14 protein-coding genes and 2 tRNA genes are annotated in these 12780 nt (G+C 67.4%); 10 read left to right on the forward strand and 6 right to left on the reverse strand.

What is annotated here, in order from left to right; all coding sequences use genetic code 11:
- Nucleotides 1–73: 73 nt before the first annotated feature.
- Nucleotides 74–718: a 2-polyprenyl-3-methyl-6-methoxy-1,4-benzoquinone monooxygenase gene (gene coq7 / locus O0J15_RS18615; protein ID WP_019661503.1), complete on the reverse strand. Its 645-nt coding sequence runs from the start codon at nt 716–718 to the stop codon at nt 74–76.
- 199 nt (nt 719–917) lie between these two features.
- Here coq7 and rplM point away from each other — a divergent pair, with 199 nt between their 5' ends.
- Nucleotides 918–1346 carry a 50S ribosomal protein L13 gene (gene rplM, locus O0J15_RS18620; protein WP_005414692.1) on the forward strand — a complete coding sequence of 143 codons (429 nt, stop codon included), beginning with the start codon at nt 918–920 and terminating at the stop codon, nt 1344–1346.
- A gap of 2 nt (nt 1347–1348) precedes the next feature.
- Nucleotides 1349–1741: a 30S ribosomal protein S9 gene (rpsI, locus tag O0J15_RS18625; RefSeq protein WP_019661502.1), complete on the forward strand. Its 393-nt coding sequence runs from the start codon at nt 1349–1351 to the stop codon at nt 1739–1741.
- Nucleotides 1742–2022: 281 nt separating this feature from the next.
- Here rpsI and O0J15_RS18630 read toward each other — a convergent pair.
- Together O0J15_RS18630 and O0J15_RS18635 are read right to left on the reverse strand one after the other, a co-directional pair.
- A tRNA-Gln gene (locus tag O0J15_RS18630) sits at nt 2023–2097 on the reverse strand.
- A gap of 55 nt (nt 2098–2152) precedes the next feature.
- Nucleotides 2153–2229, reverse strand: a tRNA-Met gene (locus O0J15_RS18635).
- Nucleotides 2230–2350: 121 nt separating this feature from the next.
- Here O0J15_RS18635 and O0J15_RS18640 point away from each other — a divergent pair.
- The 3 genes from O0J15_RS18640 (at nt 2351) to bfr (ending at nt 3901) form a co-directional block, all read left to right on the forward strand.
- Nucleotides 2351–2971: an RNA pyrophosphohydrolase gene (locus tag O0J15_RS18640; protein WP_019661501.1), complete on the forward strand. Its 621-nt coding sequence runs from the start codon at nt 2351–2353 to the stop codon at nt 2969–2971.
- Between the two features lie 108 nt (nt 2972–3079).
- On the forward strand, nt 3080–3289 hold the full coding sequence (locus tag O0J15_RS18645; RefSeq protein ID WP_019661500.1) for a bacterioferritin-associated ferredoxin: 210 nt from the start codon (nt 3080–3082) through the stop codon (nt 3287–3289).
- Between the two features lie 141 nt (nt 3290–3430).
- Nucleotides 3431–3901: a bacterioferritin gene (bfr, locus tag O0J15_RS18650; protein WP_005414691.1), complete on the forward strand. Its 471-nt coding sequence runs from the start codon at nt 3431–3433 to the stop codon at nt 3899–3901.
- 1 nt (nt 3902) lies between these two features.
- Here the strand turns inward: bfr and O0J15_RS18655 are convergent, their stop codons facing one another.
- Genes O0J15_RS18655 through O0J15_RS18665 form a run of 3 tightly spaced genes read right to left on the reverse strand, consistent with a single transcriptional unit; the run spans nt 3903 to nt 8684 of the window.
- Nucleotides 3903–6134 carry an ATP-binding protein gene (locus tag O0J15_RS18655; protein WP_021203725.1) on the reverse strand — a complete coding sequence of 744 codons (2232 nt, stop codon included), beginning with the start codon at nt 6132–6134 and terminating at the stop codon, nt 3903–3905.
- Between the two features lies 1 nt (nt 6135).
- A complete protein-coding gene (locus O0J15_RS18660) occupies nt 6136–8022 on the reverse strand; it encodes an EAL domain-containing protein (RefSeq protein WP_308306100.1) in 1887 nt (628 codons plus the stop codon).
- A gap of 44 nt (nt 8023–8066) precedes the next feature.
- A complete protein-coding gene (locus O0J15_RS18665; protein ID WP_019661497.1) occupies nt 8067–8684 on the reverse strand; it encodes a DUF4126 domain-containing protein in 618 nt (205 codons plus the stop codon).
- A 179-nt stretch (nt 8685–8863) separates the two neighbouring features.
- Here O0J15_RS18665 and O0J15_RS18670 point away from each other — a divergent pair, with 179 nt between their 5' ends.
- The 5 genes from O0J15_RS18670 (at nt 8864) to ampE (ending at nt 12600) form a co-directional block, all read left to right on the forward strand.
- Nucleotides 8864–9607 carry a DUF6776 family protein gene (locus O0J15_RS18670; protein ID WP_019661496.1) on the forward strand — a complete coding sequence of 248 codons (744 nt, stop codon included), beginning with the start codon at nt 8864–8866 and terminating at the stop codon, nt 9605–9607.
- A 4-nt stretch (nt 9608–9611) separates the two neighbouring features.
- Complete coding sequence (locus tag O0J15_RS18675) at nt 9612–10076, forward strand: polymer-forming cytoskeletal protein (protein WP_006398829.1); 465 nt, start codon at nt 9612–9614, stop codon at nt 10074–10076.
- A gap of 31 nt (nt 10077–10107) precedes the next feature.
- Nucleotides 10108–10500 (forward strand): iron-sulfur cluster insertion protein ErpA, encoded by a 393-nt coding sequence (gene erpA / locus O0J15_RS18680; RefSeq protein ID WP_005419789.1) that lies wholly within the window; start codon nt 10108–10110, stop codon nt 10498–10500.
- A 160-nt stretch (nt 10501–10660) separates the two neighbouring features.
- Nucleotides 10661–11566: an NAD(+) diphosphatase gene (gene nudC / locus O0J15_RS18685; protein ID WP_233653647.1), complete on the forward strand. Its 906-nt coding sequence runs from the start codon at nt 10661–10663 to the stop codon at nt 11564–11566.
- A 146-nt stretch (nt 11567–11712) separates the two neighbouring features.
- Entirely contained in the window at nt 11713–12600 is an 888-nt protein-coding gene (gene ampE / locus O0J15_RS18690; protein ID WP_021203729.1) for a regulatory signaling modulator protein AmpE, read from the forward strand.
- Nucleotides 12601–12780: the final 180 nt, after the last annotated feature.

A 12780-nucleotide genomic window follows, 5' to 3' on the forward strand; every position in this document is an offset into this window, starting at 1 on the left:
CCCCCCCCCCCCCCCCCCCCCCCCCCCCCCCCCCCCCCGGGTGGGCCCCCCCCGGGGGGGGCCGCGCGACCCTTCAAATGCGGTAGGCGATGGTCTTCATCACCCTGGAGGCCAGTGCCATCGCGCCCGGAATCGGGAACGGAAGGCGGCGTGCGCCGGCCTGCTCGGCGTGCTCGGCATGGCGGGCCTCGTCCTCCTTCATCACCTGGATGACCGCGCGGCTGCGCAGGTCGCCGGGCGGCAGGTCGACCAGATGCTCGTCCAGGTGGGCCTCCACCTGGCGCTCGGTCTCGACCACGAAGCCGAGGTTCCAGCCGTCACCGCGCAGCCCGGCCAGCGTACCGATGGTATAGCTGCCGGCGTACCACAGCGGGTTGAACAGGCTGGGACGGCTGTCCAGTTCGGCCAGCCGGGTGGCACACCAGGCCAGATGGTCGGTCTCTTCCTGGGCCGCTTCCAGCAGGTGTTCACGCGTGGCCGGGTCGCGGGCCACGGCGGCCTGGCCGAAATACAGGCCCTGCGCACAGACTTCGCCGACGTGGTTGATCCGCATCAGGCCGGCGGCATGGCGGCGCTCGGCGCTGCCCATGCCGGGCTCGTCGGTCTCCGCAGCCGGGTAGGGGCGGGCCGCCGGTGGGTTGCCGAACACCGTGTCCAGGGCGCGCTGCGCCTCGGTCAGCAGGTGGTCCAGCGGGGTGGTCTGGCGGAGCACGGTCATGGCAGTACGCGGTGGGGCGGAAGTTCCCCCCGATTCTCGCCCGGCCCTGCGTCCGTGCCAACCCGGCCTGACGGTCCACTTGCAAGTGGCTGGCAAGGCCAGTACAATCCCGCCTCTTGCACTTCACCTTTTCACAACGCGTGGCAGAGTTCCGGCGAGCCTTTCGCCGCAATGAGCCCGACCTAACCTAGAGTTCTTCATGAGCACTTTCACTGCCAAGAACGAGACCGTCCAGCGCGACTGGTACCTCGTCGACGCCGAGGGCAAGACCCTGGGCCGTCTCGCCACCGAGCTGGCCCGCCGTCTGCGTGGCAAGCACAAGCCGGTCTACACCCCGCACGTTGATACCGGCGACTACCTGGTCGTCATCAATGCAGAAAAGATTGCCGTCACCGGCAAGAAGCTGCAGGACAAGATGTATCACCGTTTCACCGGTTACATCGGCAACCTGAAGACCGAGTCCCTGGCCCAGGCGCTGGAGCGCCACCCGGAGCGCGTGATCGAGATCGCCGTCAAGGGCATGCTGCCGAAGGGCCCGCTGGGTCGCCAGATGTACCGCAAGCTCAAGGTCTACGCCGGCACTGAGCATCCGCACGCCGCACAGCAGCCGCAGGTTCTGGATATCTAATCATGGCTATCACTCAAAACTACGGCACTGGCCGCCGCAAGTCCTCCACCGCTCGCGTGTTCCTGCGCAAGGGTTCGGGCAACATCACCGTCAATGGTCGTCCGCTGGACGAGTTCTTCGGTCGTGAGACCGCGCGCATGATCGTGCGCCAGCCGCTCGAGCTGACCAAGAACACCGAAAGCTTCGACATCCTGGTCACCGCCGCTGGCGGCGGCACCACCGGCCAGGCCGGTGCGATCCGTCTGGGTATCGCTCGTGCGCTGGTCGAGTACGACGAAAGCCTGAAGTCCGAGCTGCGCAAGGCTGGCTTCATGACCCGCGACGCCCGCGAAGTCGAGCGTAAGAAGGTCGGTCTGCACAAGGCCCGCCGCGCCACCCAGTTCTCCAAGCGCTGATCTGCTGCGCCTGGTTGGGCTCCTTCGGGGGCCCGCTGGATGGAAAAGCAAAAGCCCGGCTTCGGCCGGGCTTTTGTCGTTTTGGAGTCAGGCATTTCGTGGTTGCCGGCCAGCGGCCGGCACTACCCGTCTTTTTGCATGTCCGACCCCGGGCCTCTCTCTGGAGAAGAGCCCCCTTGTTGTTCAAGGGGTGCGCCGACAGGCGCGGGGATAAGGTGGAATGCGTGACCAAATTAAAAGCAAAAGGCCAGATCTTTCGATCTGGCCTTTTGCTTTTAATTTGGCTGCCCCGGATGGATTCGAACCACCGAATGCCTGAGTCAGAGTCAGGTGCCTTACCGCTTGGCGACGGGGCAAAACGTACAACGATTTTCTCACTTATCACGCTGAAAAACAACTTCATTTTCAGTGTGGTGGCTATGGGTGGACTCGAACCACCGACCCCAGCATTATGAGTGCTGTGCTCTAACCGGCTGAGCTACATAGCCTTGGTGAGCCCGCTATTCTGCGGATGTGTACCGTCCCTGTCAACACTTTTGTGCCGTGCTTGTGGGCCGACAGAGGGCGTGGGATAGTCCCGGGCAGTAGATTTTCTTAGGAGTCCGCATCGTGATCGATCCGGACGGCTATCGACCGAACGTCGGCATTGTGCTGATGCGGCAGGACGGCCAGGTGTTCTGGGCACGACGCGTGCGCCGGGATGGTTGGCAGTTTCCGCAAGGGGGCATGAACACCGATGAGACGCCCGTCGAGGCCATGTATCGTGAACTGCAGGAAGAAACCGGCCTGCTGCCTGAGCATGTGGAAGTGCTCGGGGCCACGCCCGGTTGGCTGCGCTACAAGCTGCCGGCGCGGGCCATCCGCCGCAACGAGCGGCAGGTCTGCATCGGCCAGAAGCAGGTCTGGTTCCTGCTGCGCCTGACCGGCGACGAATCCCATGTGAAGCTGGACCACACTGACTCGCCCGAGTTCGATCATTGGCGCTGGGTCGATTTCTGGTACCCGGTGGAGCATGTGGTGGTGTTCAAGCGCGGCGTCTATGCGCGCGCACTGCGTCATCTGGCGCCTTTGGCGCGCGGGGTCGCCGGACAGGGCGTAACCGCCATGCCCAAGAGCGCCGCCGAGGCTTGGATGCCCGGCCACACGGCCGGCCACGACCGCCCGCGTAAGCGCCCGCGGACGCGCGGCTACTGGCCGAAGAAGGCCACGGGTGATGGCCCAGCCAGCTGACGGGCTGAACGGTATCGAGAATGGTTCAGGTCTCTGATTGACAACCATTCTCGTTTCCATTGGAATAGCCACCAGGCCGCTCCTGGCCTGTCAGCCCGGTTCCCGCCTGTGTACGTCTGCATCTGCAACGGAGTCACCGACCACCAGATCCGCGAAGCCGCCAGCCATGGTGTCAGCACGGTGGCCGAACTGACCATGCGGACCGGCTGTGGTGCGACCTGCGGTTCCTGCCTGGACATGGCCGCGGACCTCTTGGCCAAGGCGCGTGCGACCCACGATCTGCCGCTGCCGGTATTGGGCCTGGCCCAGGTTGCCTGATCGTTTCTTCGCGGCGCATTGACGCCGCGCTTTCGCATCCTTCACGTGCGGCCGCACAGGCCAATGCGCACGATTCGCGTTCCTTCACGGCCGCAGGCAAGGCGTTAAAGTGCCTGCGTTTTCAGCGTGCAGGAGCATCCCATGAAGGGCGACACCAAGGTCATCGAATTCCTCAACAAGGTCCTCTACAACGAGTTGACCGCGATCAACCAGTACTTCCTGCACGCCAAGATGCTGAAGAACTGGGGCATCAAGGAACTGGCCGAGCACGAGTACAAGGAATCGATCGACGAGATGAAGCATGCCGACATGCTCGCCGACCGCATCCTGTTCCTCGAAGGCCTGCCGAACTTCCAGGCGCTGGGCAAGCTGCGCATCGGCGAGAACCCGACCGAGATCCTGCAGTGCGACCTGTCGCTGGAGCGCGACGGCGTGGTCACCCTGCGCGAGGCCGTCGCCTATGCCGATTCGGTCGGCGACTATGTCAGCCGCCAGCTGTTCGTGAAGATTCTCGATTCGGAAGAAGAACACATCGACTGGCTGGAAACCCAGCTCGACCTGATCGAGCGCATCGGCGAGCCCAAGTACCTGCTGAGCAAGCTGGAAGAGTGAGTCAGCTGTCCTGGCCGGCACGATGCTGCGCCAGGTAGCCCGTCAGCGCCACACGTGCCCGGGCGAATTCGGCAACCAGCAGCGCGACCGCCACCGCGGGGCGCTGCAGGCTGCCACCACGGGCCTCGCGTTCGATGCGCTGCGCGACCGCCGACAGCGACAGGGCTCCCACGTTCGCACTCGACGATTTCAGGCTGTGCGCGACCGCCTGCAGGCGGGGCTCGTCGCCGCTCTGCGCGGCCTGCTGCAGCTGCTGCACCATCGCTGGCGCATCGTCAAGAAAGACCGACACGATCTGGATGGCGGCGTCGCCGATCACCGCGTGCAGTTCGTCCAGCACATCGCGGTCGAGTACCGGTTGTGGCTTGGAGCCCACTCGGCTGTCATCGTCCTGCAGAGCCGAGCCATGCTCGGCTGATGGAGCCCCACTGCTGTTGGCCGTCAGCCGAGCCATGCTCGGCTCTGCAGAAGGCCGTGCAGGCGATGCGGCTTTACCGCCACCCCAGCGCTTCAACAGCGCATGCAGCGTGGCGCGGGCGATCGGCTTGGACAGGTAATCGTCCATGCCAGCCTGCAGGCAGCGCTCGCGGTCGCCGGCCATGGCATTGGCGGTCATCGCGATGATCGGCAGGCGCGCTCGCCCGGTTTCCGCTTCTTCCGCACGCCAGTGGCGCGTGGCGGCGTAGCCGTCCAGCACCGGCATCTGGCAATCCATCAGCACGATGTCCACGCCGCCTTCGCGAAGAGCGGCCAATGCCTGCTCGCCATCGACGGCGTTGCGCACCTCGCACTGGAATACGCGCAGCAGCTGCTCGGCCACCATCCGGTTGACCGTATTGTCTTCCACCAGCAGCACGCGCAGGTGCAGTGGCGGCAGCACCGGCGCGGGTACCCCATCTCCGGCACTGGAAAGCAGGGCGGCAGGACGGGCAGGCGTGACAGGTGCGGCCAGGAGTGCATGCAGTGCGGCATCGTCGAAGTGCGTGGGCAGCTGGCGCTGGCGCGGTCGTTGCGCTGGTGCGTCATCCTGCAGCCAGAGCACCTGCAGTGCGTCGTCGTCACCGCGCTCGGCCAGTGCCTGCTGCAGCATCGCCTCGCCGCTGCGCCGCGCGCGTGCATCGACCAGCAGCCACGCCGGTGCCGGTTGCCCGGGTTGCGGCGCGGTGCGCAGCTGTTCGACCACGGCGTCCAGCTGGCTCAGCATCTGCACCTGCAGCCCATGGTGGGCGGCGATGCGCTCGATGCGTTTCTGCAGCATTGCATCGGCACTGAACAGCAGCAGCGCTGTCGGCGCGCGGGCCATCGCCGGCAGGTCGCCGGGCACCTTCAGCAGCGGAATCTCGAACCAGAACGTAGCACCCTGGCCGGGCGTGGACTGCACGCCGATCTGCCCGTGCATCAGGTCGATGATGCGCCTGCAGATGGCCAGGCCCAGGCCGGTGCCGCCGTAGATGCGCGTGGTCGAGGCATCGGCCTGGCTGAAGGACTGGAACAGGCGTGCCTGCAGTGCCTCATCGATGCCGATGCCGGTGTCGATGATCTCGAAGCGCAGCTGGTGCTGGGCCGCGCCTTCGCCCAGCCGCTGCACGCGCAGCTGTACCTGGCCGCGCGCGGTGAACTTGATGGCATTGGCCAGAAGATTGCTCAGCACCTGGCGCAGGCGTACCGGGTCGCCGCGCACCGGCAGGCGCACCGACGGGTCAAGCTGCAGGGTCAGGGACAGGCCCTTGGCGTCGGCGGCGCGCTGCATCAGCTGCACCACGCCATCCAGCAGATCGCGCAGGTTGAAGCTGGTGATTTCCAGTTCCAGCGCCTGTGCTTCCAGCCGTGAGTAGTCGAGGATGTCATCGACGATGCGCAGCAGCTGCTGTGAACTGGCCGAAGCGGTGGCCAGCATCTGCCGCTGGTCCTCGCCCAGCGGCCCGTGCGCGATCAGCTCCAGCATCGGCAGGATGCCGTTGAGCGGGGTGCGGATCTCGTGGCTCATGGTGGCCAGGAACTCGCCCTTGGCCAGCACCGCTGCTTCGGCGGCCTGCTTGGCCTGCAGCAGCTGCTGTTCCAGCTGGCCCTGGCGTTCGGTGGTACGGCGCAGCTGGTCGCGTTCGGCGGCGAGCGCATCGTGTGCGCGTTGCAGCCGGGCCAGTGCACGGCTGCGTGCGCGCAGGCGCAGGCCCAACAGCAGCGCCACGGCGGCCGCGGCAAGGGCAACCAGCAGCACGCCCCACAGCGGCACGTCAGAGCACCGCGTTGTGGAAGTCGAAGTTCAGGTCGCTGCCGGCCGACTGCACCATGTTGCCCTGGATGTAATCGACGCCGCCGACCCACATCGCCGCGGCGGCCTGTGGGTCCTCGATCTGCTGCCCGATGATCTGCAGCCCGGCCGCATGTGCCTGTTCGATCGCCTTGCGCAGTTCCTCGCGCGTGGCCGGGTTGGCATGGCTGCTGGAGAAGCGCGCGGCCATGCGCACGAACGACAGCGGCAGCTGGGTCAGCAGGGCGTCGGCTTCGCCGCTGGGCTCGAACTGGCTCAGGCAGAAGCGCACCCCGGCGCCGGCCATGCGCTGGCAGAACTGTTGCAGCGGCACGGTGTGGATCAGTGCGTCGGGGAGGCGCACGTCGATCACCAGCGCACTGCCCGGCAGGTCACGCTGCTGCAGCGATTCCAGCAGCCAGTCGGCGAAGGCGTCGCGCTGCAGGGTGCGCAGCGACTGCGAGACGAACAGGTTCAGCGGCGGCGTGGCGTGCCGGTAGAGATCCAGCAGGCCCAGCGCGTGGTCCATCACCTGCTGGTCGAGGTCGGCGATACGGCCTGCCGCTTCGGCGGCCGGAATAACCTGGCCGGCCGCCAGCACCGTGCCATCGGCCTGGCGCAGGCGCAGCAGCAGCTGGTACTGCGCGGTGTTGCCACCGGCGACGGCGACGATCGGCTGATAGGCCAGCTCCAGCTGGCCTTCCAGCAGTGCCAGGTGCTCCTGTTCGGTGACGGCGTGGCGGTGCACATGGCCCGCCACACCGGCGCTGAGCAGGCGTGCCTGCAGGGTGGTGCGCTCGATCGCTTCCAGTGCAGCGTTGGCATCGTCGAAGCCCGGCGACAGCGGCGCATAACCCACCACGCCGCGCAGGTGCACCGATTCGTCGTCGCGGATCACGAAGGCACGCGCCGACAGCTGCTCGCGCAGGGAAGCGGCGATGCCTTCCAGGGCATCTTCGTCGGCGTTGCGGGCCAGCAGCAGGAAACTGTTGTCGTTCAGGCGTGCCAGCAGGTGTGGATGGCCGGCCTCGGCCAGGCGCTGCCCGGCCTGTACCATCAGGCGCTCGAAGGCGGCATAACCATAGCGTTCGCGCAGCCCCAGCGCGCTGGCCACTTCGATGAAGAACACACCGCCCCGGTCGCGGTGGGCGAGTGCGGTGTTGAGCTGCTGCAGCACGTGATGGCGCGTCGGCAGGCCGGTTTCCGGATTGCTGGTGGCCGGTACGCCGCTGGCACCGGGCAGGGTCGCGGCCTGCGCACGTGCGCGGCGGATGCGGTTGGCCACGGCGGCGATCAGGTGGCGCGGGCGGATCGGCTTGCTCAGGTAATCGTCGGCGCCGCTGTCGAGCACTTCGAACTGGCGCTCTGGATCCGGATCGCCGCTGAGGAACACGATCGGCAGCAGCTGCAGGCCGGGCTGCTGGCGGATCAGTGCGGTCAGCCGCATGCCATCCAGTCCGGGCAGGTGCAGATCCATCAGGATCAGGTCGGGACGGTGTTCCTTGATCGCCTGCAGCGCGCCGTCGGCGTCGCTGTGCACGATTGCCTGCATGCCGGCGCCGTGCAGCACGCTCTGCGCGAACAGGGCCTGGGCGCGGTCGTCCTCGACGATCAGCACGCGGTAGGGCGAATCGGAGGCCAACGGCGCCTGGTCGTTGTTGCCAGCCTCGGCCAGGAAGGCCGGGCCCGGCAGAGGCGGTGGCGCGCTGCCGATCGATGCGGGCATGTCGCAGCTGGCCAGCGGCGGAACCACTGCGGGTACTGCGGCGACCGCGCTCGCCGGCTCCGCGGCCCAGCGTTGCCAATGATCGGCCGGAGGGGATTCAGCGCGTCCCGGGCGGGCGCCCGCGGGGGATTCGTTTGCGGCCATCGGTGCTCCTGGTGTTCGCGTCCATTATGCGACAAGCCCGAGGTTCAACCGGTACCCGGCTGGCGCGGACCGTCCGGCGACGCACTGCGTGCCAGCCAGCGCACGCCCTTCCACAAGGTGCGCCAGACCAGCCACACCAGCAGCGCGCCCGCCAGGCTGCAGGCCAGCACCACGATCAGCGCGATCCACGGGTGTGCCAGGGCCAGGGCCAGGCCCCCGACCACCACGGTGTCCTCGGCGGCGGAGGCCACCCAGTTGCTGGCAGGCTCGGGCGAGGTATTGAGCAGGGCACGGGTGCCGGCTTTCAGGCCATGGCTGGCCAGCGCGACACCGGCACCGGCAGCAAGTGCGCCGGTACCCAGCTGCCCATCCGGCGACAGCGTGGCTGCGGCAAGGAAGGCACCTGCGGGTACACGTGCCAGGGTCTGCACCAGGTCCCACGCCGAGTCCACGCCGGGAATCTTGTCGGCGAAGAATTCGGTCACCGCCAGCGCCGCCGAAGTGCCCAGCACCCACCACGATTCAGTAGCCTGCAGGGCCGGTGGCAGGTCGACCCAGCCGAGCAGGCCGGCCAGGCCGACACCGAACACGGTGAGGTAGACGCGGATGCCGGCCAGCCAGGCCAGCAGGATGCCGATCACGAACAGGTGGGCTTCGGTCATGGCGATGCTCCGGCGACGGAACTGTGCAGGGGACCACACTATCGACGATGGCATGCCTGAACGCCACAGACCGTGGCTCGCTGCTGCGCAGGAAACCCACCCGTCCTGTCATACACTAGCCCGTCGTTTGCCACAGGGGCCGTACCGGTGTCGCCCTTGCGATACCCCGGAAACCACCCATGACCAACCGTCCTCCCATGCGCGTGCAGGTCCGCCTGCCCGGCGCGCCGCAACCGCCTGCCGACCGTCGCCGCCTGCTGGTGATCGGCGGCATCTGGCTGCTCAGCCTGGTGCTGGCCGTGCTCGGTGGCTGCTGGATGGCCACCCCGCGCGATGCCCAGGGCCAGCGCCTGCAGGCCGCCGAGAAGCGTGCCGAGACGCTGCAGGCGCAGCTGACCGAACTGCGCCAGAAGCAGGCCACGCTGGAAGCCTCCGACCGCATCAGCCGCGCTGCCAACACCGAGGTGCAGTCCTCGCTGGCCGAGCGCGATGAGGAAATCGCCGGCCTGCGTGCCGACGTTGCCTTCTATGAGCGCCTGGTGGGTTCGACCAGCCAGCGCAAGGGCCTGAACACCCATTCGATCGAGTTCAGCCCGGAAGCGGCCGGCACCTGGCAGTACACCGCCGTGCTGACCCAGAACCTCAACCGCGGCGCCATCAGCCAGGGGCAGATGCGCTTCACCGTGGAAGGCGTCAGGAACGGCAAGCTGGCCACGATCAGCTGGGATGATCTGCACCAGCGCAGCAAGGTACCGGGACAGGATTACTCGTTCCGGTACTTCCAGCAGCTCACCGGCAGCGTGATGCTGCCGGCTGACTTCACCCCGCAACGCGTGCGGGTGACATTGGGGAGTGGTACGGGGGGTACCACCCAGGTATTCGACTGGAAACAGGCCGGTGCGCCGGCCGCCAAAGGGGAGTAGGCAGATGTTCGGAAGCAGCAAATCCAACCGTGAAGGCCAGCTGGTGGTGGATGCCCTGATCGGCAACCAGGTGGTGATCCGCGGTGATGTGGAATTCAGTGGTGGCCTGTACGTGGAAGGCCGCATCCATGGCAAGGTGATCGCCGCCGAAGGCGCCAGTGGCGCGACCCTGACGGTCGCCGAGCATGGCGTGATCGAGGGCGAGATCCGCGCGCAGGTGGTGGTCATCAGCGGCCGCCTGGACGGCGATGTACACGCCACCGAGAAGGTCGAACTGACCCCGAGCGCACGGGTCAATGGCAACGTCCATTACCAGGTGGTGGAGATGAATGCGGGCGCCCAGCTGAACGGCCGCCTGATCCATGCCAGCGCCCCGATGGCGGCCCTGCCGGCGCCGGAAGGCGATGAGGCCAATGGCGGCAAGGGCGACACTGCTGCACGCCGCAAGCTGGCCGAGGCGATGGCTTGAAAGCCATCCCCGGCACCCCCATGCTGGCATCATGAGCACGCTAGTCTCCCTGCCCGGCGCCACTCCGGTTGCCGCGCCCGATTACCAATCGCTGGAGCGCCCGCTGAACTTCACCGAGTCGGCGGCCGCCAAGGTCAAGTCCCTGATCCAGGAAGAGGGCAACCCCGACCTGGCCCTGCGTGTTTACATCGAGGGCGGCGGCTGTTCGGGCTTCCAGTACGGGTTCGAGTTCGACGAGAACCGTGCCGAGGATGACCTGGCGGTACAGACCAGCGGGGTGACCCTGCTGGTCGACCCGTTGAGCCTGCAGTACCTGATGGGCGCCGAGGTGGACTACACCGAGAGCCTGACCGGTGCCCAGTTCGTGATCCGCAACCCGAACGCAAAGACCACCTGCGGCTGCGGCAGCAGTTTCAGCATGTAAGAGCCCTGTGGCCAGGATGTGCCAACCACGGTTGGCACCCGCCAGAGCGGATCAGTAGATCCACGCCGTGCGTGGATGCTCTGTGCCTCCATGCACACAACAGCAGATTGCGCACAGCGCCGACCTTGCCACCCGCATCGATTGGCGGCACGCTTGCCGGATGCCCAATACTTCTTCGCCGCTTTCCGGTTTCGCCTTCGTTGGCGAACCGCTGGAGCGCGCCGATGCCCTGCGCGACGATGCCGATGCACTGGCGCGCCTGTGGCCGGGCGCGCGCATTCTCGTGCTCGATCAGGACGGCAGCGCCTTTACCGGCGATGACGACCAGCCGCTGGCGCTGACCGGCGCCGACATCGGGGGTGGTCCCGGCTCCGCGATCTTCCTCGGCCTGCGCGGGGAACAAGCATGGTTCTCGGTTGAAGCCGCCAGCGTCACCGTCACCGCACCACGTCGCCTCGACCTGCGCCAGGCCGCGCTGCTGTGGTCGATGGCCGATGCGACCGCCTTCAGCTATGCCCGCGGCATGTCCTACTGGCACTCGCGCACCCGCTTCTGCGGTGTGTGCGGCGGCGCCGTGGCGTTTGCCCGAGGCGGCTTCGTCGGCCGTTGCGCGCAGTGTTCCACCGAGCACTACCCGCGTGTCGATCCCGCCGTGATCGTCGCCGTGGAGAACCAGGGCCGGCTGCTGCTGGGCCGGCAGTCGAACTGGGCCCCGCGTCGTTACTCGGTGCTGGCCGGCTTCGTCGAACCCGGCGAGACGTTCGAGCAGACCGTGGTGCGTGAAGTGCACGAGGAGAGCAAGGTGCGGGTCACCGCCTGCCAGTACCTCGGTTCGCAGCCGTGGCCGTTCCCCGGCGCGCTGATGATCGGTTTCCGTGCACAGGCGCAGGATGACCTGCCAACTGTGGATGGCGAACTGGAAGACGCGCGCTGGTTCACTGCCGATGAGGTTGGCGCAGCATTGGCACGCGATGTGGACGACGATGGCCAGGGCATCCGCCTGTCGCCGCCGATCTCGATTTCGCGCGGCCTGATCGAACACTGGTACCGCGAGCAGCAGGGCTGAACCGGCCTGCGGCCGGGCCGGTTGTGGCCGCTGTATTGCCGCCACCTGAACACGGCCCGGGTTACAGTCCGGTTCACCGCTGAGGGGCGCCGCTGCGACAGGTAAGGTAACGGCGCCGAGCGTTCCGTTTCGTAGGGAGACCTGCCATGTTCACCACTCTGGCCGCCGTGCTGGTGGCACTGGCCCTGGGCCATGTTGCCCCGGCCGCTGCCGCCTCGCTGCGCCGTTTCGACGGCTTCCGGCGCTGGCTGGGCTGGCTGGACGCGCATGGCGGAAAGGCGTGGCAGGGACCGGCCGGTGTTGCATTGGCACTGCTGCCGCCGCTGCTGCTGATGGCGCTGCTGGCATGGCTGCTGCGCGGGGTGCTGTTCGGGCTGCCGTCGCTGATGCTGGGCGTTGCTGTGCTGGCCTGGTGCTGGGGGCCGCGTGATCTGGATCGTGATATCGAAGCGATCATCGATGCGGACGACGCCGCAACGCGTCAGGCCGCCGTGCGCAACCTGCAGGCGGCCGGTGGCAGCCTGCGCGAAGACGTGCCGTCGCTGGTCGAGGCCACCGTGCTCAACGCGCTGCGGCGCTGGTTCGCGGTGCTGTTCTGGTTCCTGCTGCTGGGCCCGGCCGGTGCGCTGGGGTACCGGCTGCTGGCGCTGATGGCGGAAAGCCCGATGCGTGCCCGCGTGCCGGTGGAGCCGCTGGCGCTGGCGCAGCGCCTGCTGGGCTGGATCGAGTGGCCGGTGGCGCAGCTGATGGCGTTTTCGATGGCGCTGGTGGGCAACTTCGATACGGCGTGGAAGGCGTGGCGCCAGGCGCATGGCGAGCGGCTGGCCGGCACCATCGGGTTCCTGGGCGCGGTGGCGCGGGCCAGCGTCAACGCCGAGCTGCGCGAAGATGCGCACGATTACACCGAGGCCGGGCTGTTGCCGGTGTGGCAGCGGCTGCCGGACCTGCGTGATGCGATGAGCCTGGTGTGGCGGATGCTGCTGCTGTGGCTGGCGATCCTCGCGTTGCTGGTGATTGCAGGCTGGGTGACGTAGGTGTTCTGGCAGGGCTTGCAGCCCTGCACCTGCAGAGGCGACAGCAACAGCAACAGCAACAGCAACAGCAACGGCAGGATTGCTGCGGGTTGGCGGGGTGGGGCGGATGGCGGGGGACGCCGTGAATCCGTCCATGGAGGCTTGGTCGCCGCATCCATGCGGCTCACACCCCCGCCATCC

It is taken from the genome of Stenotrophomonas sp. Sm10, from assembly GCF_030985515.1.
Taxonomy (GTDB): domain Bacteria; phylum Pseudomonadota; class Gammaproteobacteria; order Xanthomonadales; family Xanthomonadaceae; genus Stenotrophomonas; species Stenotrophomonas hibiscicola.